Below are 26924 nucleotides of genomic sequence, written 5' to 3' on the forward strand. Positions count from 1 at the left end.
TTCGACCGGTCTCGGCGCTCAGAGGGCGCGCATGTCCCGGTACCACTTGGGCAGGGCCAGGATGAGATAGCCGGCCGACCCCAGGAGCATGAACGCGTAGATCACGAGGAAGGGCGCCGGCGCCCAGCGCAGCGCGAGCACGACGCACAGCAGCCCGTAGTCCGTGGGCGCGGACAGGATCGACTTGAGCATCCCCGCGCGCCCCTCGTCCTTGGCCAGCGGGGTCCCGCCGTTGTAGCGCAGCTGGTAGGTGAGGATGTAGGTGAAGAAGTGGACGTTCTGCACGGCGCTGTAGGCCAGCGGGAGCAGCAGCAGGGCCGGCCGCGAGCCGACGACGTCAGCGAAGCGGAACAGTGAGATAGCGATGGCCAGGTGGAGGCTGGAGAGCTTGATCGCGTCGGCGACGTGGTCGAGCCACTCCCCCGCCTTGGAGCCGCCGTGGCGCAGCCTAGCGAGCTGGCCGTCCGCGGAGTCGAGCGCGTAGCCGAGCACGAGCAGGCCCGCCGTCACGAGCGCGGCCCACACGGTCAGCGGCAGGGCGGCGATGAGGACGATGCCGGTCATCGTGCAGGCCGCGGACAGGACGGTGACCTGGTCCGGGGTGGCGCCCAGGCGGTGCGCGACAGCGGCCAGCACCCGTCCCAGCGGGCGGTTGACGAGGCGCGAGTACAGGGGGGCGCCCGCCTTGGCCTTCTGCGCGGTCGACAGCGCCCGGATCGACTCACCGATGCTGGGGCGCGCGCCACCGGCGGGGCCGGGAGCCACTGGCTTCGAGGTTCTCATGAGGTCTCCAACTATGCGGGTAGGGGATCAGGCGGTGGCGGGCCGGGCGCCGTCGGCGGGCGTCCCGCCCCCCTCACTGGCCCGGCGACGGCGCGCCAGGTCGCGTCGCACCCACCAGAGGTAGGGGATGGACTGGCAGATGATCACGGAGATGACGGAGCCCAGGACGGGGCCGGCCGCGCCGAAGGGCGCGATGAGGACCCAGGACAGGGCGAAGTTGGCGGGGACGAGCACGAGCACGGGGACCACCTGGAAGCGCAGGCCGCGCGGGTCCGTCATGTACATGCCCAACGGGTACTTGGCGGCCTCGACGATGACTGACACGGCGAAGGACACGATGAGCAGCGTCGGCAGGTGGATGGCGCCGTCGGACAGGACGTCCGCCGCCCAGGGGGCGATCAGCGCCATGACGAGCGACATCACCCCAGCGGCGCAGGCGAAGACCACCGAGGGCTTGAGGGGGCTGGCGATCCGCCCGGCCGAGCGGGCCCGCGCGAACACCGGCCACATGGCCACGCCGGCGGCGACGACGGTCTGCGTGAGCAGGTTGAACAGCGTATTGGCGAGGTTGTACTGCGCGAGCGCGTCCGAGGCGCCCAGGTGGCTCAGGAGGATGCGGTCGGTCTGGAAGGCGATGGGCAGGACGAGCGACTGCAGGAGCTGGGGCCCGGCGGTGTTGATGACCTTGACGCCGGGAACCTCTCGCAGCCGGGGCACGTCACGCGCGGCCTGCCGGAGGAGGGGGCCGGTGGCCCGCCAGGCCACGGTGATGCAGATGATCGAGACCAGCGTGTTGGCCAGGTAGGAGTAGATGGACACGGCGTTGCCCGAGTCCATGCGGGTGACGATGGCCAGCAGCAGGAGGGTCGTCATCGCCGGGGAGACGACGCCGGAGCTGATGACCTGGGTGGCCGATCGGCCGAGCCCGACGATGATGCGCTGCCCCACGCTCAGCGGCAGGGCGAGCGCGTAGATGAGGAGGCAGATGGTGGCGGTGGCGCCGCCGCCGTCCATGAGCCGGGCGCCGAGCAGGGTGGGCCAGGCCCCCAGGAGCTGGATGACGATGCCCGCGGTGCAGATGACCACCGTGGAGGCGAGCAGGACGCGGATGGCGGTGGTCAGGGTGCGGCGCAGCGTGGAGTCGTTCGCGGGATCGGCCGAGCCGGCGACGACGTTGAGGATGACCGCACCGATGCCCAGGTCGGTGAAGGGCAAGAGGGTGGGGAAGGTGGCCAGCAGGCCGTACTGGGCGTAGGCGTCGGCGCCGAAGTGGCTGAGGATCAGCCGGGTGTTGATAAGGCCGAAGACGCCTGCGACGACCATGACGACCATCTTCGCGCCGGCTGTTCGGCCGACCGAGGCCCATGGCCCGGATCTCCGGGGGGCGGGCTGGACGGACATAGCGGTACCTCGTTACAACAGGGCAGGGACCAGCGTCGGAGACGCCGTGGAAACGGCCAGACTCTAGCAGCCGGTCTTCCCGCGGGCCGGTGGGCCCTGGGCTTTTGGCGCCATTCCGTTACCGACCGCGCTTCCCCGCAGGTCTCAGGCCCCTCGGCCCACGGCGGCGGCTCATCTCACACTGGGAGCACCCAGCCGCGAAGCCCCAGGCCAGAGGTCCGGCCCTTCTCGGGCCAGGAGGACCCAACGCTCACGCCGGCGGGCGATCGACGCAGGCCGCACCCCCTTTCCCGGCCGTCCCGGCAGCCCGCGCCGCCGCACGCCGTCGAAGGCGCACACGTGCGTCACGGCATAGCCCAAGCCGCGCGCCCAGGAGATAGAATCTGCTCAAAACCCCGAAAGAAGCCCACTGACGACGATTCCGACCCGTCGCTCCCATGAAAGGTCCGACCTTCAGGCTCCCAGCGGGTCGCTCCCTGCGCCTCCACTCAGTGGCACCTACTCTGACCTGGACACTTTCACCTTCTGGGTACCTCCCCGAACATCCCTCGCATACTTCAACAGGAGCCCTGATGTACCTGAATGATGTTGCGGCCACTATCAGGCCGGAGACCGGCCTGCCCCTGGCGCGCCTGCCCCTCGCTGAGACCACGCACAGCCGTCTCGCGTGGTCCTCCATGCGCCGCGACCTCCTGGCCTGGATCGTGCTCAGCGACCTCGTCGCGATCGCCGCCCCCGCCTGGGTCGCCCTCCCCCTCGGCGGCGCCGAGGCCACCCTGGCCGCGATGACCATCGGCATACTGATCATCATCGGCACCTGGGCCCTGGGCGGGCTGGGCGCCGCCGCCGTTGATCACGGCTCCGTCCCGCTGCCCACGCTCCTCGGCCTCCACGCACTGGCCCTGCCGGTCAGCCTCCTGGCCCACCGGGCCCTGGGCTCCACCCTCGGCCCGATCGCCGTGGCCGGCCTGCTCGCCGCCCAGTTCCTCCTCATCCTGATCGGCAGGGTGATCGAGTCCGGCCATCTCCGCCGCCGCCGCATGGACGGCCACGCCCTGCGCCGCACCCTCATCGTCATGGGCCCCGGCGCTGAGCCGATGCTCCACGAGATGCGCCGCCACCCCGCCGACGGCTTCCTCGTCATCGGATACCTCTCCTCCGGCGCCCCCGGGAGCCTGCGCAACGCGATGGCGGTGCCCGACGCCGACGACCTGGCCCAGATGGTCAGCGAGGAGATGATCGACGTCGTCATGACGCTCGGCGCGGTCGCCCCCGACGACCTGCGCTCCCTCATGCGCGGGCTCGAGGGCACCCACGTGCGCCTCATCGTCGCCCCCGGCCTGCAGGACGTCGTCCCGAGCCGTTTGACGGGCCTGCCGGTCACGCACGGCTGGACGGCGCTCATCGGCGTCAAGACCCGCCGCACCCGCGAATTCGGCAAGAAGGTCGTCGACCGGCTCATCGGCCTGGCGCTCCTGCTCATCGCCTCGCCGATCATCGGGATCGCGGCCCTGGCCGTGCGCCTGGAGTCCCCCGGCAGCCCCTTCTACTCCCAGACCCGCGTGGGCCTGGGCGGCACCCACTTCACGATGTGGAAGCTGCGCTCCATGTACGCCGACGCCGACGCCCGCCGGGCCGCGCTCATCGCCCGGGGCGGCGACTCGGGCAACCAAGTCCTGTTCAAGGACTCCCGCGACCCGCGGATCACCCGCGTGGGCCGGATCCTGCGCCGCACCTCCCTGGACGAGCGCCCAGCTCATCAACGTCGTGCGCGGCGAGATGAGCCTGGTGGGACCCCGGCCGGCCCTGCCCAGCGAAGTCGCCCGGTACGACAGCGAGGCGCGCCGCCGCCTCCTCGTGCGCCCCGGCATGACCGGCCTGTGGCAGGTCTCAGGCCGCTCGGACCTGTCCTGGAGCTCCACCGTGGCCCTCGACCGCCACTACGTGGAGAACCGCGGCGCGCTGATCGACGCCAAGATCCTGGCCGCCACAGCGCGCGCCGTCACCGGCGGAAAGGGGGCCTACTGATGATCGTCGGCTACGTGCCCGGTGGCTTCGACATGCTTCACGTCGGTCATCTCAATATCCTCACAACTGCGGCGGAGCACTGCGACCGCCTCATCGCCGGAGTCGCCACGGACGCCTCCCTGGAGCGGATGAAAGGCCGAGGTCCGATCGTGCCCCAGCACGAGAGGATGGCTCTCGTCCAGGCCCTGCGGATGGTCGATCACGCCATTCTCGATCACGATCAGGATAAGCGCCTGGCCTGGCGAACCGCGCCATTCGATGTACTCTTCAAGGGAACGGACTGGCGCGGCACCGACAAGGGCCGGCTGCTCGAGGAGCAGATGGCGGAGGTCGGCGCCCGCGTCGTCTACCTGCCATACACGCCGACGACCTCGTCGACGATGCTGCGCAGGGCCCTCCTCCAGGAGGTCGCGTCGCCCGAGCCCGAGGCCGGGGCAGCGGCGGCCACTGCGTGAGGGGCGGTACCAAGATCTCCGACGCGAAGGGAAAGAGCGCGTGACCGCCATCACCACTCAGGCGCCGAAGCGGGACCAGCGACAAGCGGCCCCCAACCTCGCGCTTCCAGCGTCCCCGAGGGCCCGCCTCCGCGCCGTCGTCGTCGATATCCTCCTGGGCCTCGTCATCGGCGCCGCGATCATCATGCTCACCAAGGGGCCCCTGGGCCTCCTGCTCGCCGCCGGGGTCACCACGGCAGGGATCCTCCTCGCCCGCTTCGCCCTCATCGCGACCACGGGCTGGACGCCCGGCGGCAGGATCGTCGGTGTGCGGATGGTGGACGCGTCCAACGACAAGCCCTCCCTCGTGGGCGCCTTCGTCCACACCGACCTCATCCTCATTACCGCCGGCGTCGGCGGTCTGTTCATGCTGCGCAGCGCGGCGAGGGACCCCGAGGGCATGGGCTGGCACGACCGCCTGAGCCGCATGCGCCTCATCTCCACGAAGGACTCCAGCGCGATCGCCCCGCCCCGTGGAGCCGATGATCCGCCCACCATCCCCAGCGACCCGGCCGTCCCCTCGGCTGATGAGCCGACGGCGATGATGACGCCGTCGGCTGTGCCCTCCGTCGAGCGCCGGACGGGCACCACCAGCCCCCGGGGTGCCGGGTCCGAGCCCGCGCCGACGACGCCCTCGGCCGTGCCCTCCGTGCCCCCCTCCTCGGCATCGTCGGCCCCCGTGGCCAGCTCCTCCGCCACCGCTGGCGGGGGCGCCGATCCCGCTCCTCGCAGGCGCCGTTCGATGCGACGCCCCTTCCCGCGCGCGCAGGAGCCCAGCGCCGTGGCGATCCTGGGTTCCATCCCCTGGTCAGGAGAGGCCCCCGAGCTCGACAGCCCCACGCTCGACGGCAGTGGCCTGGACGCCCTCAACGCCGGCCTCGCCGTCGGCTCGGCGGCCCCCGCTCCCGACGGCGGCGCCTCCGGGCCCGTCATCGACGCCGAGACCCCCGAGGCGAACTCGGCACCCTCTCAGGCGTCGGCCATGAGCACCGCGAGCGCGCCCGCCATCAGCGCCCACAGCGCGAGCGCGGCGAGCGCGAGCATCCCCTCCAGCGCCGCCTCCGCCCCCAGCGCGGTGAGCGCCACGAGCGCGCCGATGGCGCCGCGCGTCGAGGACGCGCACGGGGCCCCTCCCCCGACGGAGCCGGTCGATCTGCGCAACGTGGACCTGGGGGCGCGCTCCGATGCCGAGGACTCCCTGGACTCCACCGTCCAGTCCATCCGCACGCCCTCCCCGGTCGAGGAGACCGGCGCCACCGCCATCCTCGTCCCCGAGCGGGATGGCGGGGAGATCGCGCTGGCCGGCGTCGTCGTCCTGGGCCGCGACCCGGTGGCCTCCCCGGAGCACCCCGAGGCGAGCCTCCTCGTGCTGCGCGGGACCTCGCTGTCCATCTCCAAGACCCATGCCCTGCTCATCCCGGTGGTCGACGGCCTGTGGGTGACCGACCTGCACTCCACCAACGGCACCACCATCGTCCACGGCGGAACCTCGCGCCGCGCCGTCCCGGGGATCCCTGAACCCGTGTTCCCCGGCGATCGCGTTCTCTTCGGCAAGGTGGGGTACCGTGTCAAGGACTAGCCGGTACTAGCGCCCGGCGGCCCATGGACCGGCCATCGGCGCGCAGGCAGCAGGCGCCGCGCCATAATCCCTGGCGCGCAGAGGCGACGACGAGGAAGACGAGGAAGCAGGACAACGATGGAGATCGCCGTTCGACCCGACCCGGGCGACTGGATCGTCATCCCCACCTACCCGGCACCGGGATGGGCGCGGATCGAGGCGCGGCGACGGGCCGCGGGGGCCCTGGACCCCTCGGCCGAGCCCTTCCTGCTCCAGGTCCTGGAGGGCCTCTCGCGCGCTGATCGGCTCGGCTCCGAGGCCCGCGTCGTCAGGTGCGAGGCCGGCCGCCCGGAGTTCGTCGTCGATCTGGCGATCGTCCCCGCAACTGACGACTCCTCCAAGGCCGGGCGCCACAGCGCCCAGAAGGCCGTCCTGAGGTCCCTCATCCCGGACGCCGAGCCCCAGCGGCTGCGCCCCGCCCCGGATATGGCCGGCTTCTGGGCCGTGAGCCCGGACGCCCACGCCCATCCGCAGGCGGCGGTGATCCTGCGGATGGCGGGCCTGCCCACGATCCCCGCCGACCTCATCATGCGGGTGTGGGGATCGATCCCCGAGCAGCTGCCCCAGGCCGTCGATGAGGCGATCTCCCTGGCCGGCCGCGTCGTGCCCGCCGAGGCCTGAGGCCCGGCCCACCGAGGCGCGCCGATCCCCGTGACCCCCAAGCGCACCCGGATGAGCGCCAGCCAGAGGCGCGAGCAGCTCATCGCCGTGGCGCGAGTCCTGTTCGCGGACAGGGGCTTCGAGGGGACGAGCATCGAGGAGATCGCCCATCGGGCGAAGGTCTCCAAGCCGGTGGTCTATGAGCACTTCGGCGGCAAGGAGGGTCTTTACGCCGTCATCGTGGACCGCGAGCTGACGACGATCTCCTCCACGATCACCGAGGCGCTGCGCTCCTCGAGCAGCCCCTCGGTGATCGTCGAGCGCGCGGCACTGGCCCTGCTGACCTACATCGAGAACTCGCCCGACGGCTTCCGCCTGCTGTCGGCGGGCAGTGACCGCGCCGCGGGGATGTACTCCACGCTTCTGTCCGATGTGGCCATCCAGGTCTCCGGCATCCTGGCCGCGCAGTTCCGCGACCACGGGCTCGAGGCCTCCACCGCGCCGCTGTACGCCCAGATGCTCGTCGGCATCGTCGCCATGCCGGCCCAGTGGTGGCTGGAGGATCGCTCCATGAGCAAGGAATCGGTGGCGGCCCATATGGTCAACCTGGCTTGGAACGGCTTGCGGGGCCTCCGGCCGGATCCGGCGCTGCGCCACCCAACGACGCCGGACTGATCCCGGTGACGGGGGGTGGCCCGGCCGCGGGGACGACGGCGCCCTCGCCCCGCGCTTTCGTGACACCCCCGTCATAGAGTCTGTGGGCGCCACCACCAGGAAGATCACGAGGTGGCGGCAGACGAGTCGAGAGGCGGGACACCGGCCGGGGCGCGCCCGTAGAATGGATGGCGAACCCTGGTCGTGGGCTCGGCCCTGTACGCCCGAGCGCGCGATCCCGTCCCGATTGGAGCCATCCCCGTGCCCTCCTCCATCGTCCGCACCCTGAGCGGCCGGATCCGACGCCGCGGCGCCGGCGCCCTCGCCGTCCTGTGCGCAGCGGCCCTGGGCCTGGCCGCCGCGCAGCACCAGGGCATCGCCCAGCAGGACCTCGACCTCCACGACAACGGCGTCTGGGTGACCTCGACGTCGAAGCACCTCGTGGCCCGCATCAACGCCTCCTCCCATGAGGCGGATGGAGTCATCCGCACGGCGTCGTCGGACTTCGACGTCAGCCAGAACGGCCAGGACGTCCTCGTCTCCGACGTCTCCGCGAAATCGGTGGACAAGGTCGATCCGGCGCTGGTCTCCAGCGCGTCAGTGGGCGCCCTGCCCTCCGGGACCACGATCGCCCAGGGCGCGGACCGCGTCATGGCGATCAACTCGACCGCCGGCACCGTCAGCGGCGCCCTGGCCAGCCAGGCCGGCATCGTCACCAACGGCTCGGCCTCCCCGATCATCTCCGACGCCCCCGGTCTCCTGGCGACGATCGGCACCGACGGCGCCATCCACGCCCTGTCCCCCTCCCGCGGGTCCCTCACCACGGTGACGGCGACGGCCACCGCCTGGGCGGCCCCCACCTCGACCACGCTGACGCTCTCGGCCGGCGCGGACGCCGAGATCACCGCCGTCGGCTCGAAGCCGATCGTCCTGGAGCGCGGCACCGGCGTCCTCCACCTGCCCGGGGGCGCCACCACCGATCTGGGGGAGGCGGGCCTGGCCCTCCAGCAGCCCGGACCGGACGCCTCCAGCGTGCTCGTCGCCTCGCGCACAGAGCTCATCAGCGTGCCCCTCGACGGCTCGGCGCCCACGCGCACCCCCTCGGCGGAGAAGGGCGACGCGGCCCCCGGAGTCGCCGCCCGCCCCGTGCGCCTGGGCGCCTGCTCCTACGCGGCCTGGTCCTCCTCCGGGCAGTTCCTGCGGATGTGCGGCTCCTCGTCGCCCGAGTACATCCACGACGACGCCCTGGCCTCCTCGACCACCCCGACCTTCCGCACCAACCGCGACGCGATCGTCCTCAACGACACGACGATCGGCACCGTGTGGCTGCCCGACAAGAACCTCGCCCAGGCCGACGAGTGGACCGAGAACTCCGGGCACTCCAGTGACGACGCCACCCCGGACGAGAACGCCAAGGACACCACCCAGGACCCCGCCCAGACGCCCGACCGCGATGAGGAGCACCCGCCGGACGCCGTCGACGACTCCTTCGGCGTGCGCGCCGGGCGCACGACGATCCTCCCCGTCCTGGCCAACGACTCCGACCCCGACGGCGATGTCCTCACCGCCGTCCCAGGCGATGTCGGCTCGACGGCGACGGTGACCCAGGTCCAGGGCGGCCTGGCCCTGGCGATCAGCGTCCCGGCGGACGCGACCGGGACGCTCACCGTACCCTACACGGCCAACGATGGGCGCGGCATGTCCGACTCCGCCGTCGCCACGGTGACGATCCGCCCCGATTCGGAGAACTCGGCGCCCGAGCAGCAGGCCGCCCAGACCCTCAAGCTCGCCGAGGGCGGCACGGGCTCCCTGTCCGTCCTGTCCAACTGGCGCGACCCCGACGGCGATGACCTGCACCTGGTCTCCGCCACCGGCGTCGGGCTGGAGACCCGCACCACCCCCGAGGGCCTGCTCACCGTCACCGAGGTGACCGGCGGCACGGGGCCGCGCGAGATGACGCTCATCGTCTCCGACGGGCGGACCACCACTGAGGGCTCGATGACGGTCGACATCGTCCCGGCGGCCGACGCCGTGCCCGCCACCCACGCGGACCACGCTCGCGGCGTCGTCGGGCAGCCGGTGACCATCTCCCCGCTCGCCAACGACTCCTCGCCGACCTCCATGCCCCTGAGCCTCGGCTCGATCAGTGAGCCGCCCGCGGGCACGACCGTCACGAAGGACCAGGCCGCCGGCACGCTCACCTTCACCGCTCAGAGCGCGGGCACCTACTACCTCGACTACGAGGCCTCCGACGGCACCTCCCTGGCCAAGGGGCTCATCCGCGTGGATATCGCCGAGGCCTCGGCTCCCTCGGCGGCGCCCGTCGTGGAGGACGACACCGTCTTCCTCGCCCCAGGCGGCTCGGTGACCGTCAACCCCCTGGCCAACGACTCCGATCCCGCCGGAGGGGTGCTCGTGGCGGTCTCCGCCACCACGCCGCCCGGCTCCGGGGTGAGCGCGACCGTCGTCGGCCACTCCCTCATGCAGATCTCCGCGGTCGGCGAGCTCCAGGGCAAGACGACGGCCGAGTACACGGTATCCAACGGCACTGCCACGGCCACCGGCAAGATCACCATCGTTCCCCTGCCCGACTCCACATCCCAGCCGCCGATCGCCGTCAATGACAGGGCGGTCGTGCGCGCCGGCGACATCGTCACCGTGCCGGTCCTCGAGAATGACGCCTCCCCCTCGGGGCTGTCCCTGACCACCACCGGCGAGCTCAACGTCCCAGACGACTCGCTGGGCACCGCCTGGATCAACCAGGACAAGCTGCGCGTCAAGGCCGGGCAGACCCCCGGCATCATGGAGGTGTCCTACACGGTCCAGGACTCCGCCGGGCAGACCGCCACCGCCACCGCCACGATCGAGATCCGCGAGCGCAACGACGCGGCGAACGCCGCCCCGGAGCCCCGCCCGGTCACCGCCGCCACCATCGCCGGCAAGGAGGTGTCGATGGAGGTTCCCCTGGACCGCATCGATCCCGACGGCGACTCCACGACCCTCACCGGCCTGGCGACCCAGCCCACCAAGGGCCGCGTCGAGGTCAAGGGCAACATGCTCGTCTACACCGCCTTCGAGGGCTCAACCGGCACCGACACCTTCACCTACACGGTCACCGACCACCTGGGCGCCACGGCCACGGGCACGGCACGGGTCGGCATCGCCGCCCCCACGGCCGTCAACACGCCGCCCAAGACCACCGACGACCTGGTGACGGCCAAGCCCGGCCGCAAGGTGAGGGTGGACGTGACCGCCAACGACTGGGACTCCGATGATGACCAGGTCACCCTGGCCGGCGAGCCCACGAGCGTGGACCCAAAGCTGACGGCGAAGGCCGTGAACGGCCAGGTCGCCCTGGATCTGCCCGAGGAGGAGGGCAACTACACCGTCCACTACACGGCCACCGACTCCCGCGGGGGGACCGCGCTGGGCACCCTCACGGCGCAGGTGCGCGCCGACGCCCCGCCGCAGGCGCCCACAGCCGCCGACGACGCGGTCACCCTGTCCGACATCGAAGCCTCGGGCACTGCCCTCGTGGACGTGCTCAAGAACGACTCGGACCCCGACGGGAGCCCGGAGACGCTCAGCGTGTCCACCTCGGACCCGAACGCGACGGTGGAGGGCAACGCCCTGCGCGTCACGGTCACCAACAGCGCGCAGCTCATCCTCTACACGGTCACCGACCCCGACGGCCTCACCGGCCAGGCGGTGGTCTTCGTGCCCGCCGCCTCCGCCCTGGTCCCGCAGGTCAACCCCTCGACGACCCCGGTGAGGATCCCGGCGGACAAGACCACCTCCATCCCGCTGGCCTCCCACGTCCTCACCCGCGCGGGCGCCTCGCCCATCATCGGGGACAAGTCCTCGATCTCGGCCGGGGCCGGGCTGTCCTCGGCCGGCGCGGAGGGCAGTGGCTCGCTGTCCGTGACGCCCTCCCCGGGCTTCACAGGGCGGACCTCCGTGTCCCTGACCGTGGCCGACGGGACGGGCGACGACGCGCTCAGCACCACGCTGACCCTGCCGATCCTCGTGGAGTCGGCGGACAACCGCCCCCCCACGCTCATCCCGACGGCCGTGACGGTCGCGCCCAACGAGAATCCCGTCACCTTGGACCTGGCCGCCATGGCCTCTGATCCCGACGGCGACCCCCTCACCTTCACGATCGGCCCGGCGCCCAGCGGCTTCACGGCCTCCCTGTCGGGCTCGACCCTGACCGTGGGCGCGGACGCCGCTACGGCGGCCGGCACGACGGGCTCCCTGATGGTGACCGTCTCCGACGGCAAGAACCCGGAGGTGTCGGCGAGCCTGCCACTGGCGGCGAGCGCCTCGACGCGCCCGCGCATGACGACGACCCCGGCGAGGCTGACCTCCAACGGCGAGGCGGTGACCGTGGACGTGAGCGCCTACGTGACCAACCCCTTCCCGGACAAGGGAATCACCCTGTCCGGAACCCCCACGATCACCTCGGGGCGGGGCTCGGTGAGCGCCTCGGGCACCTCACTGACGATCACGCCGTCGGCCGGCGCGACGGGGGACATCGTGGCCCGCTACCAGGTGCTCGACGCCACGGGCGCCGCGGATCGCGCCGCCACCGGCACGGTGACGGTCACCGTGGCCTCCGCGCCCTCCGCGCCCACGCAGGTGGTAGCCGAGGCGCGCGACTACAAGTCGGCCAAGGTGACGTGGTCCCCGGGCAGCGCCAACGGGAGCCCCATCACGGGCTACACCCTCACCGAGGTGGGCGGCGCGGGCTCCTGGAGCTGCACGGGCAGCCCCTGCTACGCCACGGGCCTGACCTCCGGCAGGTCCTACGCCTTCGAGGTGACGGCCACGAACGCCAACGGCACCTCGTCCGCGGGCCGATCCAACACCGTCACCCTGGGGCCGTCCGCGCCGGGCGCCCCCAGCGGCGTGCGCATCCAGGCCGGTGAGGGGACGCTCACCGCCTCATGGACCCCTGGGGCCGCCGTGCCGGGCACGGAGACCACTTACAGGGTGGTCTTCCACTCCGACAGCGGCGACATCACTCGCACGACGACCAGCACCTCGCTCACCATCGGCGCGGCCGACGGCGTGCAGTCGGGCAGCTCCTACACCGTGACGGTCACGGCCATCGCCCGCTCGGGCGGCGACGAGGTCGGCTCCTCCAAGAGCGCCAGCTCCGGCTCCTCGGCGACGCCCTACGGCAAGCCGGGCCCCTTCGAGATCACCCACGTCGTCCAGACGGGCTCCGGGGTGACGGTCTACTGGCAGGGGGCCAACCCGAATCACGCGGGCCCGGTCTCCTACACGGTGACCGTCACCGGCCCGCAGTCCCGCACGGTCGAGGCGGGCCCCGCCCTGTCAACCTCGATCAAGCTCTCGGCGGCAGGAACCTACACCTTCCGCGTGAGGGCGACCACGAGGGCCGGCTCGACGGACTCCACGAACACCAAGGGCATCAACCTCACCCTGGACCCGCTTCCCCCCACGGGGCTGTCCGGCGGGCCCACGGGGGTCCCCAACCAGATCTCCGCCTCCGCGACCCGTCAGGGCGGCAACGGCTGGAGCGCGGACGACCTCACCCTCGAGTACCGCGTCGCCGGCGGCAGCTGGAAGCCCGGGGGAACCTTCGACGGCCTCCCCGCCGGCCAGGTGACCGTGGAGGCCCGCGCCTACGGCATTCAGAATGGCAGCAAGGTCTACTCCGATACCGTATCCACCTCCGCCACGGTCGTTGGAAACCCCACTGACCCGGACCTGAAATGCAATGCCGTGGCCAGCGACGGCACTCTGACGTGCTCGTGGACCGCCTCGTCGTCCTCTGGCAACCCCGACAACCCGCGTATCGCCTATTCGGCTTTCGAGACTGGGGGCTCAGAGGCCCGGCTCCGCGGCGGGAAGGAACTGGGCAGCCTGTCACCGGGCACCACCCTGACGACGACTGTCCCCGAGGGGGAGACCCGCGGCTGGTGCCTCGTGGCGACCAACAACTACGGGTTCACCAGCCAGGACTGCGAGCACAAGACCCGGAGCAAGGCGGAGAAGAAGCCGGAGAAGATGGAGCACCGCGCCGTCGCCCTGCCGATCCAGTCCACGAGCCCGTACGCCTCCTGCACCGTGATCGACACGGCCAATTCCGGGTACTCCCAGGATGCCTGCTGGCGCGCCCTCCTGGACTTGTCGAGCTTCCCCGCGGGGAGCAAGGTCAGGTGCGAGTTCAACGACACCAGTGTCTGGCCGTCAAAAGGCCCGTTCGACACCCAGCCGAACTCCGCCGACACTGCGCAGTGGCTCGGCTACGTCCTGACCAACAACCCCAAGCTGACCGCCAGTTGCCATATAGTGGAGTGACCCGACAACACCAATGACCTCCCTCGACACTGTGAGCCTCAGCCCCTCCCCAGGGGCCCCCACCGCATCCCCCGACCTTCCCAGCGCGCCCGAGGGCGCCGGCGCCCAGGTCCTCACCCGCACCGGGTGGACCACCGTCGGCCTCGCCGCCGTCAGCCTCCTGGCCGGGGCGAGTCTCGGCTGGCAGGAGGCCTGGGCCGGCGCCGCCGCGCTCATCGCCTGCCTGCTCACGGCCCTGGGCTGGATCCTCCACCGGGGCGGCCACACCGTCTCCCACGGCCTCATCGTCCCGCGAATCGCCGTCGGCGACCACGCCCTCGTGCGGGTCACCGCCTCCAACGAGGGCACCCGCGCCCTCCTGCCCACCCGCATGGAGATGCCCATGGGCGAGGGCCTCGCCGAGCTCAACGTGCCCCTCCTCCACGCCGGCCAGTCCCACGACGAGGGCTTCGCCCTGCCCACGGAGCGCCGCGGCGTCCTGTCCATCGGCCCCGTCCTCCAGGTGGTCGGCGATCCCCTGGGCCTGGCCCGGCGCACGCGCGCCATGAGCATGGCGCAGACGGTCCACGTCCACCCCCGCACGGTGCGCCTCGGCCAGGCCATCCACGGAGTCATGCGTGACATCGAGGGAGCCGTCGCCCAGGACCTGTCGGTGTCCGACGCCTCCTTCCACGCGCTCCGCCCCTACGTGCCCGGCGACGACCGCCGCCACGTTCACTGGAAGTCCAGCGCCCGCGTGGGCACCCTCATGGTCCGCCAGTTCGAGGCCACCCAGCGGGCCAGCCTCCTCACCCTGCTGTCAGTGCGCGAGGACGATTACACCGACCCCGACCAGTTCGAGACGGCGGTGTCCGCCGCCTGCTCGCTGGCCCTGAGCTCGATGATGGAGAGCCGCGAGGTGGCCCTGCTCACCCAGCGCGACGCCCTGCCCACCACGGGCCCCACGCGATTGCTCGACGCGTCCTGCGCACTGGACCTCACAGGCGCCGACGAGCTCGACGCCCTCGTCAACCACGGCACCGGGCTCCACCCCGGCGCCTCGATCGTCGCCCTCATCACCGGCAAGGGCTGCTCCGAGGGCTCCCTGGCCAGGGCGCGCCTGCGCATCCCCGCCGGCATGAGCTCGATCATCATCTCCTGTGGCGCTGCCGAGCCCGGCATCTCCGTGCTCGCCTCCACCCCCGTGCTCAACCTCGACACGGTCGACAGCCTCCCCCAGCTCCTGAGGAGGGCCCTATGACCCCACTGGCACTCCGTCGCACGGCGGGCTCCCCCAGGCCCGCCGGCCAGGCGCGCCCCCGGCGGGCAAGCCTGGCCGCGATTCCCTACCTCCTCCTCATCGCCCTGCTCGCGGTGGGGACGGCCCCGATCTACTGGCCCTTCGCCGGGCCCCGCGGCGTCATCGCCGCTGCCGAGGGCGTCGCCATCGGCGCGCTCGTCGCCCTGGCCGCCGCCCGCCTGCGCCTGGGCCCCCTGCTCACCCTCGCCCTGGGCGCCGTCGCCCATGCCGGCCTGGGCCCCCTGCTCCTGCGCGACGTCGGCTCGGGCATGACCGCCGTGCGGGCCGTCCTGGCCGGCACGGTCACCGTCTGGAAGGACTCCCTCACCCTGCCGCTGCCGCTGAGCGGCTACGCGGGCATGTCCGTCCTGCCATGGCTCGCGGGGCTGGTCATCGCCACGCTCTCCTGCCGCCTGCTGCTGGCCGGCTGGGCCCGCACCGCCGGGCTCGCCGCCCTGGCGCTGCCCACCGTCCTCATCGCCTGGGGCGGGCGCAACGCCCCTGCCGCCCGTCTCATCGGGCCCGCGCTCGTCATCCTCCTGCTCCTCATGTGGGCCGCCGCCGCCCGGGGCCAGCGCGCCAGCCGCCTCGTGGCCGGCACGACCGAGTCCCAGCAGGCGCGCCGCCTGGTCACCCTGCGCCACCTCGTGGGCGCCACCGTCATCCTGTCCATCGGGACCGGCGTCGGGCTGGCGCTGCCCGCCGCCTCCGGCGAGCGCCACCTCCTGCGCCAGGCCTTCGAGCCCCCGCTGGACCTGCGTGAGTACGCCACCCCCCTGGGGCTGACCCGCTCCCTGGAGACCGATCAGGCCTCCACCCGCCTCCTCAGCGTCGAGGGCCTGCCCGACGGCGCCCGCATCGCCGTCGCCACCCTCGACTCCTACGACGGCCTGGCCGCCCGGATCAGCGGCGGCACGGGCTCCAATTCCGGCTTCCGCCCGCTGGGCACAGGCGTCGCCCTGGCACCCGCCTCCTCCGAGCCCACCACCGTCCGGATGACCATGGAGGGCTACGCCCTGCCCTGGGTCCCCACCGTTCCCGCCACCGCGTCCATCGACGTCGGCGGGGCCCGCGCGCACCTGCTGCGCGAGACCCTCTACCGCGACGGCGCCTCCCCCACCCTCATCACGACCGCGGGCCTGGCCAGTGGCGACACCGTCACCGTGCGCACGAGCCCGCAGGACGCCTCCACCGCGGATGCGCTCGCCGGCGACACGGTGGCGCCCACCCAGCTCGGCACCGTGGAGAACGTGCCCCCGGGCATCGCCTCGATGGCCACCCGGATCGTCGGCGACCAGTCCGACCCGGTCGCGCAGATCGTGGCGCTCCAGAACGCGCTGCGCGCGGGGGCGTACTCCAACGGCACCAACTACGCCTCTCCCCCCGGGCACGGCGCCGCCCGCCTGGCCTCGATGATCAGCCACGAGCAGCTCATCGGTGACGACGAGCAGTACTCCGTGCTCATGATGCTCCTGTGCCGCTCCCTGGGGATCCCCGCCCGCGTCGTCATGGGATTCCGCCCCGCCACCGACGGGGACGCCTCGAGCGTCACCGGCGAGGATGTCTACGCCTGGGTGGAGATCCCCTTCAAGGACCACGGCTGGACGCCCATCGACGTCACCCCCGACCGCGATCAGGTCCCCGAGCAGCTCGCCGCGCACGACACCATCAACCCGCAGCCCCAGGCCCTCCAGCCGCCGCTGCCCCTGCCCAAGCCGGAGGAGCTGCCGCCCGCCTACGACGACCCCGATCAGGACCACCACCAGCCCGAGCCCGTGTCGGAGTCCGCCACCCGCCTCGTGCTCATCATCGCCGGTTCCGTCCTGGCGATCCTGGCGCCCTTCCTCGTCATCCTCGGGCTCAAGGCCCTGCGGCGCAGGCGCAGGCGGAGCCGCCAGGGGGCCGACGGGGCGCTGGGCGCCTGGGACGAGCTGCTCGACCTGGCCCGTGACCTGCGAGCGCCCATGAAGCCCGGCGCGACCCGCCACGAGACGGCCCACGGCCTCGACGAGCGGTTCCCCTCCGCGGGTCTCATTCCCGTCGCAAATGGGGTGGATGAGGCTGTTTTCGGCGCTGGCGAGCCGGCCTCCGATACCCTGAACTCGCTGTGGTCCTCCGCGGACACCGCGGCGAATCAGATGAGGTCCTCCCTCTCCCTGCCGAGGCGCCTGCGCGGGCGCCTGTCGCCGCGATCCCTGGCCTCCCACCGCCACGCCGCAGCGAGCAACCGAGCCAGAAGGAATCGCCCCTCATGACCACCGAGCCCCAGGAGCCGGCCGCCGTGCCAGAGCGCGGCGTCCGCCACATGGGCCCGCAGGGTGCCGCCCGCCATGTCCTGCCCGATCTACCGGTCAGCCAGGGCTCGACCGGATCGGGCGGTCCCGCTCTGCCCTCGTCCAGCCCCCTGAGCGCCAGCGCCCCATCCGACGCCGCCCGAGCGAGTCGGCCGGTCCACCGCCGCCCGGTGCAGACCCTCAAGACGGTCCGGCCCATCCGCGTCGTCGACATGTCCGCGCCCTCCGCGGACGCGGCCGTGGCCCTCCCCGCCCTGCACGACCTGGGCAGTGCGGCTCCCGCCCCCTCAGCGACCTCCAGCCCCACGGGCATCATCCAGGAGGTGCCCCCGCCCACCCCGGTCATCGAGGATGTCCCCTGGACGGGATCGGGCTCCTCCGGGGCCTCAGCGGGGTCCGGGGCGTCAGCGCCGTCGGCGGCCTCCGCCTCGCCGCCCCGGCGCGGGCGATCCCCCCTCTCCGCGGTCTCGGCAGCGGTGGCCTCGGTCCTCTCCGCGCGCTCGGCGGGCTCCGCCGTCACCACCGGTTCCGCGGCCTCCGCCGCGTCCAGCCCGTCGGCGTCCTCCGCGGTGAGCGCGGCCTCAGCGCCGGCGGCTCCGACCCGGCGCGCGCGCCGCAAGGGGCGCCACGCCGCGGAGGCCGAGGCCGTGACCCGCCCCGTGCCCCTCGCCTCCCTCGGCATCCCCGAGGACGCCTTCTCCTCCGTCCGCTCACCGGGAACCCCCGCACCCGCCTCCCCGCGCTCCCTGACCGGTTCTCCGCTCTCCCCCGAGCCGCCGGCGACGCCGTCGTCCCCCGAGACCCCGATCATCACCTCCACGCCACTCGACTCCCCCGAGTCCGGCCGCCGCGCCGCGGAGCCGATCGAGGACTGGTCCGAGGGCAGTGACGCCACCGTCCACGCGCTCACCGGATCGATGGCGCGCAGCCTGTCCGCGCAGGCCGCACCGCCGCATCTGCGGCTCGTGCCGCTCACCGGCGGGCAGTCCATCGCGCTGAGCGACATCGCGCTGGTGGGCCGGGCCCCTGAGAACATCTCGCGCTACAACGCGGCTGAGGCGATCCGCCTCGCTGACTCCTCGCGGACGGTGTCCAAGACCCACGCCTGCATCGTGCCCACGGCCGACGGCGCTTGGATCTCGGACCTTCACTCCACCAACGGCACGCGGGTCATCATGGATGGCGTGCTCACGCGCCTCCTGCCCGACGTCCCCGTGCCCGTGCTCCCCGGCACGACGATCTACTTCGGCTCGATCGGCTTCATCCTGGAGTCCTGACACCCACCCTGCTCCCCTCCCCCCTCCCCCCCCTCGCGAGACCGGTCGAAAATAGGAGCGAGACCGGTCTCGATGAGAGTCAAGGGGTCGGGGCGTTGACGCAGGCGTGGACGGGGTCAGACGCCTGGTGGTCATCGCGCACGGCCACGACCTCGATGCAGGTCTGACCCGCGGGCAGCACGGCGGAGGTGCCAGCCGTCTTCTCCCAGGTGGGGACCTTCCCCCGCCACTGGCGGTACTGATACTCCCCCGCCCAGTCTGCCGCGGGCGCCGACCAGGTGAAGCGGGCGGTCCCATCGTCGGCGAGCTCGCCGACGAGGCCCTGCGGCGCGGGAGCCGTCTCCTTCAGCGGAGCCGCCTGGCCGGCCTGGATTGTCGCGAAACTGCCCGGAGGCTTCTCGTCGCCGGGAGCGCTCCACACGACGTAGCCGCCCACGACCGCCACCGCGAGCGCGGCCGCCCCAATGAGGCCGGGAACGACGGAAGACCTCCTGGGCGCCTCCTCCTCGGTCTCCTCGGAGTCGTCCTCCTCCGGAGCGGCGGGGGCCGCCTGGGTGGGAGTGGTCACGCGGGAGAAGACGGCGATGCGGGTGCCGGAATCGTCATCGTCGCCGACATCCTCGGACCCATCAAGGGAGTCCTGGAGGAGGTCGATGGTGGTGGGCGGGAGGTTGAGGGAGGACTCGATCTCCTGCAGGGCCCGCCCCAGGGCGAGGGCGCTGGGGTAGCGCTGCATGGGGCTCTTGTCCATGGCGACCTCGAGGACCCTCTTGAGGGCCCCCGGGGCGTCGGGGCGCTGGAGGGGCGGGACGGGGTCGGAGATGATCCTCCGGGAGAAGCTGGAAGATGTCATCCTTCTGGCCGACCGAGCCGAAAGGGCTGCGCCCGGTCAGGAGGGAGTAGCAGGTGGCCGCCAGGGAGTAGACGTCGGCCGACGGGTGCGGGTTGGCGGCGTCGATGAGCTGCTCGGGCGGCGCCCAGGGCACGGAGAGCCCCCGAGTGGCCTGGTTGACGTCACCAGCCACGGAGGAGATGCCGAAGTCGGCTAGGACGGGACGGCGGTAGGCGGTCAGCAGGATGTTCGCGGGCTTGATATCGCGGTGGATGATGCCGGCCCGGTGGGCCGTCTCGACGGCGCCCGAGATCTGAATGATGGTGCGCAGGGCATCGGCGATGCTCAAGGGCCTGCGGCGCGCCACGGTCCACAGCTGGGGCGGCGGGCAGTACTCCATGACGATGTAGGCAAGTCCCTCCTCGGTGACACCCGCGCCGAAGAGAGACAGGATCGCCGGATGGCTGGAGACGCGGGCCATGAGCTCGGCCTCGGACTGGAAGAGCTCGGAGGAGGGACCGCGCATGACCTTGACCGCGATCTCGCGGCGGGGCACCTGCTGCTCGTAGAGGTGGACGGTGGAGTACCCGCCCGAGCCGAGGACGCGGAGGTGCTTGAGCCCGGCGATGGGCGGGGGCGAGTCGATCTGGGAGGCCATCAGGCGGCCTCGAAGCGCGCGGTGACTCCCTCACCGAGCTTCGAGCACGTCCCCACTGCGCAGGATAGTGGTCTCCACACGGGACAGGTGGACCGGGGCGGAGCCCTCCCGCAGCAGGACCGTGCCGTTGGTGTTGGACAGGTCGCGGGCGAGGACCGACCACTCGTCGATATCGATGAGGAGGTGGTTGCGGGAGATCTGCCGGTCCGGGCTGGAGACCTTGATGCACGTGGGGAAGCCGGCGTCGAAGGTGGCGACGCGGTCGGCCGAGGGGCGCCGCCCCAGCACGATGGGCCCGCCGAGTGACAGGACACGCCCGTCGGACAGGACGAGGTTGCCGAGCGCGGGCCGCGGCGCGAGCCGCACGGGCCCCTCCAGGGGCGCCCCGCAGACGCGGCAGGCCACGAGGTGAGTGGGGTTCGGGTGCGAGTTCGCGCAGAAGGCGGACAGGACGCGCGCGCCATGGGAGGGAACGGGGCCACTGCGGTCCGGCGTGGGGAGCTCGGCCAGCTCGGAGCGCGCCGCGTGGATCTCCTCGAGGAGATCGCCCGGGAGCTCGGCAATGGTGGAGCCGTCGTGGTCCCCGCGCTTGAGGGGCGCGGGGCTGGTGAGCGAGGACTCTCCGGTGGACTCGGGGCCGACGGCGAGGCTGGGGGCCGCCGCGGTGCCCGGGCCGGTCTGGGCGGGCATGTCAGCGGAGAAGGCCGCGAGGGGGGAGAGGACTCCGGGGGCGGAGGGCGCGACCGGGGCGGAGGGCGCGACGGGCGCCGAAGCCGCTGATGTCGGGTGGAGGGGCGCGGAGCCCGCGGATGGGGCTGGCGCGGTGCCGGCTGTCACCGCCGGCCCGGAGGCGGTCCAGCCCCCGGCCTCGGCGGGGGTCGAGCCCTGGTTCATGCCGGCGAGGATGGCGGCGGGGTCGAAGGGGACGGCCAGCGTGGACTCGACGGCGGGCTCAGGCAGGGTCTCGGGGGCGCCGCCGATCGCGGGGGCGCCCTGCTGGTCGATGCCGGCGAGGATGGCGGCGGGGTCGAAGGGGACCGCGAGCGTGGACTCGACGGCGGGCTCGGGCAGAGTCTCCGGCTGGCCCGCCCGCGCCGACGGCGCTGTGGGCGGGGCAAGCGCGGCCGACGAGGCAGCCGGCGCCACCGACGGGGCGGAGGCGGGGGCGCCGGTGAGGACATCGGTGGTGGGACGGCTCGTGGCGGGAGAGGGGCCGGAGGCCTCAGCACGGCGGGGGAGGATGGCCGCGTCGTGGACGGTGGACACGCCCTCGGGCCGCTCCTCCTCCGCGAGCGCGGGCAGCGCCACGACGCTGACCGGCGCGATGCCGTCGGCCAGGGGCCGCATGATGCCGTCGCCGGTGTCCGGGGAGAGCAGGACCAGGGTGTCGGAGGGCTGAACGACGGTCTCGGTCCACGTGGAGGTCGGGCCCGAGGCGACATCCCCGTGGGAGGTGCGCACGATGCCGCGCCCCCGCACGGCCACGTGCCGGTTCCCGTCGGGCTCGACGAGGACGAAGGCGAAATCGGGCCGGTCGCCCGTACGGGCGACGACGCTGGAGATGACGTGCCACAGGACGGCCGCCGTCGTCAGACCGTCCCCGTGGAGGTCCCGCCAGAGCCGCTCGACGATCGGCATGGGGATGACCGGGGGCAGGATGAGGGCGGCGCGCGGCGTGATGATTCCATGCCAGTCGCCAGCGCCCCAGCGGGCCTCGCCGATCGTGCCTGCAGCCTCGCGCACAGGACCTCCTCTTGGGCCAGCCGGCCTGACCCTCAGGCTCGGCACCAGGCCGTTGCGTCCCGACCATCGTAAGGGCAAGCCGGGTGAGGAGCCGAGTCAGGACTCCAACGATTCGGCAGCATCTATCCACGCCTCTTCCAGGGCGGCGTGCTCGGCCTGGGCCTGGGCGAGCTCGCTCCCCAGCCCGGCCAGCTCGCCCAGGCGCGCCGGGTCGGCCGAGACCTCCTCGAGGCGGGCGTGGAGATCCTCGATGCGGGAGGCGGCGCGCTCCATCCTCCGCTCGATCCGCCCGAGGGCCTTGGTCGCCTCGCGGCGCTGGGCGCCGGTGAGCGCAGGCCGCGCGGATGGGCCGGGTCCCCCGTCGTCGCCGGGGCAGTCGGAGCCGGAGCGATCGCGCGCCCCGACGACGACGCCCCGCCCAGCGCCGTCGGCCGCGACTCGGCGCAGCTCGAGATACTCCTCGACCCCGCCGGGCAGATCGCGTACCTGCCCGTCCCCGAGGACGGCGACCTGGTGGTCGGTGACGCGCTCGAGGAGGTAGCGGTCGTGGGAGACGACGACGAGCGTGCCCGGGAAGGTGTCGAGGATGTCCTCGACGGCGGCGAGGGTATCGGTGTCGAGGTCGTTGGTGGGCTCGTCGAGGAGGAGGACGTTGGGCTCGGTCATGAGCAGGCGCAGCAGTTGGAGGCGGCGCCGCTCCCCTCCGGATATCTCGCCGACGCGCGTCCAGGCGCGCTGGCGGGTGAAGCCGAGGCGCTCGACGAGCTGGGAGGCGGTGAGCTCCTTGCCGCCGACCATGACGCGCTCCCCCACCTGGGCGACGGCCTCGACGACGCGCAGGTCGGCCAGGGCGTCGAGCTCGTGAGTGGACTGGGACAGGGTCGCGACGGCGACCGTTCTCCCGCGGGCCACCCGCCCGGAGGTGGGCTCGAGGACCCCCTCGAGGAGCCTGAGGAGGGTGGTCTTGCCCGCGCCGTTGACGCCGACGATGCCGACGCGCTCGCCGGGGGCCAGGCGCCAGGTGACATGGCGCAGGACCTCTGCGGGAGCTGCGCCGTCGGCCGGGTCCTCGCCCGCCACGGCCCCACCGCCCTTCCCCGGGTAGCTGAGGCTCACGTCCTCCAGGTCGATGACCTTCTTGCCCAGGCGGGCGGTGGCCATGGCGGTGAGCTGGACGGTGTCGCGCGGCGGGGGGACGTCGGCGATGAGCGCCTCGGCGGCCTCGATGCGGAAGCGGGGCTTGGAGGTACGGGCCGGAGCGCCCCACCGCAGCCAGGCGAGCTCCTTGCGCAGGAGGTTGTCGCGCTTGGCGGCGGCGACCGCGGCCTGACGGGCGCGCTCAGCGCGGGCCAGGACGTAGGCCGCGTAGCCGCCGTCGTAGGTCTCGATGCGCCCGGGGATCTGGGGGCGGTCGCCGCCGGGGTCGATGCCGGGGACGACCTCCCACACGTTGGTGCAGATCGCGTCGAGGAACCAGCGGTCGTGGGTGACGACGACGAGCGCCCCGGCCCCGGCGCGCCGCCCGGAGAAGCGAGCACTGAGATGCCGGGCGAGCCAGTCGACGCCCTCGACGTCGAGGTGGTTGGTGGGCTCGTCAAGGAGAACGATCCGGGCGTCGGCGGTGAGGACGGCGGCCAGGGCGACGCGGCGCCGCTGCCCGCCGGACAGGGTGGTGACGTCGGCGCAAGGGTTGACGTCGGCGAGCAGTCCCGCGTGGATGTCGCGGATGGCGGGATCGGAGGCCCACTCGTGCTCGGGGGCGCCGCCGTGGACGGCACGGGTGACCGTGGTGCCGGGGGCGAAGTCGTCGGACTGGGTCAGCAGGGCGACGCTGAGGTCCCCGGCGCGCGTGATGCGGCCGCCGTCGGGCTCGCGCTTGCCGGCCAGGGCCGCGAGGAGGGTGGACTTGCCCGCGCCGTTGGGGCCCAGGACGCCCACGCGGGTGCCGTCCTCGATGCCGAGGCGCACGCCGTCGAGGAGGACGCGCGACCCGACGATGATGCGCAGGTCCTCAATGCCCAGCAGGTGCGCCATCAGCCCACCACCCGGGCGCCGGCGACGGGGGCGTCGGCGCGCACGACGCCGGCGCACGCGCCCGAGGCGGAAAGGGCCCGGGCGACGCGCTGGGCGGTGGCCGAGTCGGGGGCGAGCGCGGCGATGGTGGGCCCGGAGCCGGAGACGATGGCGCGCAGGGCCCCGGCCCGCTCCGCGGTCTCGATGACCTCGGCGAGCTCGGGGCGCAGGTCGAGGGCGGCCTCCTGAAGACCGTTGGCCAGGCAGTCGGCGAGGGCCGCGGCGTCGCCGGCGCGCAGGGCGGCCGTGAGGGCCTCGGGGACCTCGGCAGGGACGGCCGGGGCCCCGGCTCCTCCGGCCCCGGTGGCGCTGAGCTCGTCGAAGCGGGCGAAGACGGCCGGGGTGGACAGGCCCTCGCGGGACAGGGCGAACACCCACTGGTAGGTGCCGCGCCCCATGAGGGGGGTGAGTCGATCGCCGACGCCGTGGCCGAGCGCCGTGGCGCCCATGAGGGGGAACGGGACGTCGGCGCCGAGCCGGGCCGCCAGGTCGAGAAGGTCGCCCAGTCCCAGGCCGGTGCCCCACAAGTGGTTGCAGGCGAGCAGCGTCGCGGCGGCGTCGGCGCTGCCCCCGGCCATGCCCCCGGCCACGGGCACTCGCTTGCGCAGGAGGAGGTCGACGCCCTCGGTCACGCCGGTGGCCTCGGCGAGGAGGCGGGCGGCACGCACGACGAGGTTGCGCTCGTCGGTGGGGACGGCGTCGTCGGGATCGACGAGGGTGAGGGTGATGCGGCCGCGCGCGTCGAGGGCCTGGCGGCGCGCGGTGACGGTCTCGATGAGGCGCACGGCCTGGAAGACGGTGGTCAGGGGGTGGTAGCCGTCGGGGCGGGGGGCGCCGACGGATAGGAACAGGTTGACTTTGCCGGGGGCCTCGACGCGCACGGAGGTCGCGGAGCCCGCGCGGGGGCCAGCGGCGTCCGGGTCGGGGACAGCGCGCAGGTGGTTCATCGCTTCTCCTCGGGGGCGGTGCTGCTGGTGGGGGCCTTCGGGGCGGCGGCCGGCGCCTCAGGGGCGGCGAGGGCCTCGGCGAGGGCGGCGAAGGCGGCGATGTCGAGGCGCTCGCCGCGCAGCGCGGGGTCGATGCCGGCGCGTCGGCAGGCGGCCTCGGCGGCATCAGGGCTCCCGGCCAGCGCGGCGAGGGCCTGGCGGAGGGTCTTGCGGCGCTGGGCGAAGGCGGCGTCGACGACGGCGAAGACCTCCTCCCGGCTGGAGGTCGTGGCGGGGGGCTCGCGGCGGGTGAGCTCGACGAGCGCGGAGTCGACCCCGGGGACGGGCCAGAAGACGGTGCGCCCGATGGTGATGGTGCGGCGGGCGGCGGCGTGCCAGGCGGTCTTGGCCGAGGGGACGCCGTAGGTGCGGCTGCCGGGGGCGGCGGCGAGCCGGTCGGCGACCTCGGCCTGGACCATGACGGTGGCCGAGCGGATCGACGGCAGGGCGGCGAGCACGGTGAGGAGCACGGGGACGGCGACGTTGTAGGGCAGGTTGGCGACGAGCCGGGTGGGGGCGGCGGGGGGAGGCGCCGCGGGACCTGGCGCCGCGCCGTCGTCGGGCTGGGCGAGCCCCAGGGATTCGAGGCCGGTGATGGCCAGGGCGTCGGCGTTGATGACGCTCAGGCGGTCGGCGGCGCCGGGCATCCGGTCGGCGATGGTCGCCGGCAGGGCGCGGGCGAGCGGGGGGTCGATCTCGACGGCGACGACGCGGGCGCCGGCCTCCAGGAGCGCCAGGGTGAGGGAGCCGAGGCCCGGGCCGATCTCGAGGACGGACTCGCCCGGCTCGACGCCCGCGGAGCGCACGATGCGGCGCACGGTCCCCGCGTCGTGGACGAAGTTCTGCCCGAGGGTCTTCGTGGGGCGGACGCCGAGGGCGGCGGCCAGCCCCCGGATCTCGGCGGGGCCGAGCAGTCCGGCGCCAGCCTGGGGTGTCGTATCGGGCATGAGCCCAAGCCTACCGGCGCCCCGCCCCACCCCGCCCCTCGCCCCCCTCGCCGAGACCGGTCGAAAATAGGGGCGAGACCGGTCCAGTGCGCCCTGTGCGGCACCACCGCGCCCCTGAGCGCGCGGCACAAGCACTCCGCGCGCCTCAGCGTCTCAGTGCCCGCAGCCCCACTGGCCCCAGCCAGAGCGCCGCTGGAGGATCTTGGCGCGCATGGTCTGCTCCTCGGGACTGGCGTCGATGGGGTTACCGGTGCCACCCACAGAGGCCCAGGTGTCCAGGGAGAATTGGTAGAGCCCGTAGTACCCGGCGGGATTGACGGCACGCGGGTCGCCACCGGACTCGCATTGGGCGAGCCGCTGGAAGTCGTCATCAAGGCTGCCGTCATCGGCGGGCGCGCTCTGCGATGATCCCGAGGAGGAAACGGCACCGCTCGACGCCGTCGGAGTGGCGCTCGGAGTGGCCGCGGCCTCCTTGGCACCCACGAGGACGACCTCATCGACCTTCACGGTCATAACCACGGACGACACGACCTCGCGGGACACCTCCACGCCGTCGGCGCTGATCACGCGGTATGTGACGCGGGTGACGCCGTCGACGCCAGTGGTCCTGACCTTCTTCTCACCCTTGGGGAGCTGGTCGGTCTCCTCCTCGGTGGAGCCGTGCGCCTCAGTGGTGTCCTCGACGACGAGCGATTCCTCGGTCGAGATCGGGGAGGCGCTGGCGGCCTCATAAGCACTGCCGAGCGAGGCGATGCGGGAGTCGTCCTTGACGGCACCGGCCTGGTCGGCGTTCCGCGTTGAGGCGCTCGTGGTGGCCACAGCGGCATAGGCGCCGCCGGGGACGAGCAGGCCGACGGCGACGGCGATGGCGCCGGCCCTCAACGCGGAGGCCCGGCTGCCGGGGGTTCGCGGAGTCATGGGATTCGC

17 protein-coding genes and 1 pseudogene are annotated in these 26924 nt (G+C 73.1%); 9 read left to right on the plus strand and 9 right to left on the minus strand.

What is annotated here, in order from left to right:
- Positions 1-18: 18 nt before the first annotated feature.
- Positions 19-783, minus strand: coding sequence for a CDP-alcohol phosphatidyltransferase family protein (locus ABXS69_RS09870; protein WP_366180482.1), 765 nt, complete (start codon positions 781-783; stop codon positions 19-21).
- A 27-nt stretch (positions 784-810) separates the two neighbouring features.
- The gene (locus tag ABXS69_RS09875; RefSeq protein WP_366180483.1) at positions 811-2106 is read right to left on the minus strand and encodes an MATE family efflux transporter; all 1296 of its coding nucleotides are present in this window, start codon (positions 2104-2106) and stop codon (positions 811-813) included.
- Positions 2107-3476: 1370 nt separating this feature from the next.
- On the opposite strand from ABXS69_RS09875, the pseudogene ABXS69_RS09880 reads away from it, so the two are divergent.
- The 9 genes and pseudogenes from ABXS69_RS09880 to ABXS69_RS09920 all read left to right on the plus strand — a co-directional run bounded on the left by ABXS69_RS09880 (position 3477) and on the right by ABXS69_RS09920 (position 18758).
- Positions 3477-4212 (plus strand): annotated as a pseudogene (locus tag ABXS69_RS09880) (sugar transferase).
- Positions 4212-4667: an adenylyltransferase/cytidyltransferase family protein gene (locus tag ABXS69_RS09885; RefSeq protein ID WP_366180484.1), complete on the plus strand. Its 456-nt coding sequence runs from the start codon at positions 4212-4214 to the stop codon at positions 4665-4667. The pseudogene ABXS69_RS09880 and the gene ABXS69_RS09885 overlap by 1 nt, the downstream one beginning before the upstream one ends.
- Positions 4668-4707: 40 nt before the next feature.
- Positions 4708-6285, plus strand: coding sequence for an RDD family protein (locus ABXS69_RS09890; RefSeq protein ID WP_366180485.1), 1578 nt, complete (start codon positions 4708-4710; stop codon positions 6283-6285).
- A 117-nt stretch (positions 6286-6402) separates the two neighbouring features.
- A complete protein-coding gene (locus tag ABXS69_RS09895; protein WP_366180486.1) occupies positions 6403-6945 on the plus strand; it encodes a hypothetical protein in 543 nt (180 codons plus the stop codon).
- A gap of 30 nt (positions 6946-6975) precedes the next feature.
- Positions 6976-7599 (plus strand): TetR/AcrR family transcriptional regulator, encoded by a 624-nt coding sequence (locus tag ABXS69_RS09900; protein ID WP_366180487.1) that lies wholly within the window; start codon positions 6976-6978, stop codon positions 7597-7599.
- Positions 7600-7839: 240 nt separating this feature from the next.
- Positions 7840-13908: an Ig-like domain-containing protein gene (locus tag ABXS69_RS09905; RefSeq protein WP_366180488.1), complete on the plus strand. Its 6069-nt coding sequence runs from the start codon at positions 7840-7842 to the stop codon at positions 13906-13908.
- 13 nt (positions 13909-13921) lie between these two features.
- The gene (locus tag ABXS69_RS09910) at positions 13922-15148 is read left to right on the plus strand and encodes a DUF58 domain-containing protein (RefSeq protein ID WP_366180489.1); all 1227 of its coding nucleotides are present in this window, start codon (positions 13922-13924) and stop codon (positions 15146-15148) included.
- Complete coding sequence (locus tag ABXS69_RS09915; protein ID WP_366180490.1) at positions 15145-17442, plus strand: transglutaminase-like domain-containing protein; 2298 nt, start codon at positions 15145-15147, stop codon at positions 17440-17442. Before ABXS69_RS09910 ends, ABXS69_RS09915 begins: the two co-directional genes overlap by 4 nt.
- Positions 17439-18758 carry an FHA domain-containing protein gene (locus ABXS69_RS09920; RefSeq protein ID WP_366180491.1) on the plus strand — a complete coding sequence of 440 codons (1320 nt, stop codon included), beginning with the start codon at positions 17439-17441 and terminating at the stop codon, positions 18756-18758. The genes ABXS69_RS09915 and ABXS69_RS09920 overlap by 4 nt, the downstream gene beginning before the upstream one ends.
- A gap of 79 nt (positions 18759-18837) precedes the next feature.
- Here ABXS69_RS09920 and ABXS69_RS09925 read toward each other — a convergent pair whose 3' ends face one another.
- The 7 genes from ABXS69_RS09925 to ABXS69_RS09955 all read right to left on the minus strand — a co-directional run bounded on the left by ABXS69_RS09925 (position 18838) and on the right by ABXS69_RS09955 (position 26915).
- Positions 18838-19494 (minus strand): hypothetical protein, encoded by a 657-nt coding sequence (locus tag ABXS69_RS09925; RefSeq protein WP_366180492.1) that lies wholly within the window; start codon positions 19492-19494, stop codon positions 18838-18840.
- Positions 19388-20248 (minus strand): serine/threonine-protein kinase, encoded by an 861-nt coding sequence (locus ABXS69_RS09930; protein WP_366180493.1) that lies wholly within the window; start codon positions 20246-20248, stop codon positions 19388-19390. The genes ABXS69_RS09925 and ABXS69_RS09930 overlap by 107 nt, the downstream gene beginning before the upstream one ends.
- 30 nt (positions 20249-20278) lie before the next feature.
- Positions 20279-21991 (minus strand): FHA domain-containing protein, encoded by a 1713-nt coding sequence (locus ABXS69_RS09935; RefSeq protein ID WP_366180494.1) that lies wholly within the window; start codon positions 21989-21991, stop codon positions 20279-20281.
- A gap of 96 nt (positions 21992-22087) precedes the next feature.
- Positions 22088-24025: an ABC-F family ATP-binding cassette domain-containing protein gene (locus ABXS69_RS09940; protein WP_366180495.1), complete on the minus strand. Its 1938-nt coding sequence runs from the start codon at positions 24023-24025 to the stop codon at positions 22088-22090.
- The gene (locus ABXS69_RS09945; protein WP_366180496.1) at positions 24025-25011 is read right to left on the minus strand and encodes a 4-(cytidine 5'-diphospho)-2-C-methyl-D-erythritol kinase; all 987 of its coding nucleotides are present in this window, start codon (positions 25009-25011) and stop codon (positions 24025-24027) included. The genes ABXS69_RS09940 and ABXS69_RS09945 overlap by 1 nt, the downstream gene beginning before the upstream one ends.
- The gene (rsmA, locus tag ABXS69_RS09950) at positions 25008-25997 is read right to left on the minus strand and encodes a 16S rRNA (adenine(1518)-N(6)/adenine(1519)-N(6))-dimethyltransferase RsmA (protein WP_366180497.1); all 990 of its coding nucleotides are present in this window, start codon (positions 25995-25997) and stop codon (positions 25008-25010) included. Before rsmA ends, ABXS69_RS09945 begins: the two co-directional genes overlap by 4 nt.
- A gap of 153 nt (positions 25998-26150) precedes the next feature.
- A complete protein-coding gene (locus ABXS69_RS09955) occupies positions 26151-26915 on the minus strand; it encodes a resuscitation-promoting factor (protein ID WP_366180498.1) in 765 nt (254 codons plus the stop codon).
- Positions 26916-26924: the final 9 nt, after the last annotated feature.

It is taken from the genome of Actinomyces timonensis (assembly GCF_040702965.1).
GTDB classification, from domain to species: domain Bacteria; phylum Actinomycetota; class Actinomycetes; order Actinomycetales; family Actinomycetaceae; genus Actinomyces; species Actinomyces timonensis_A.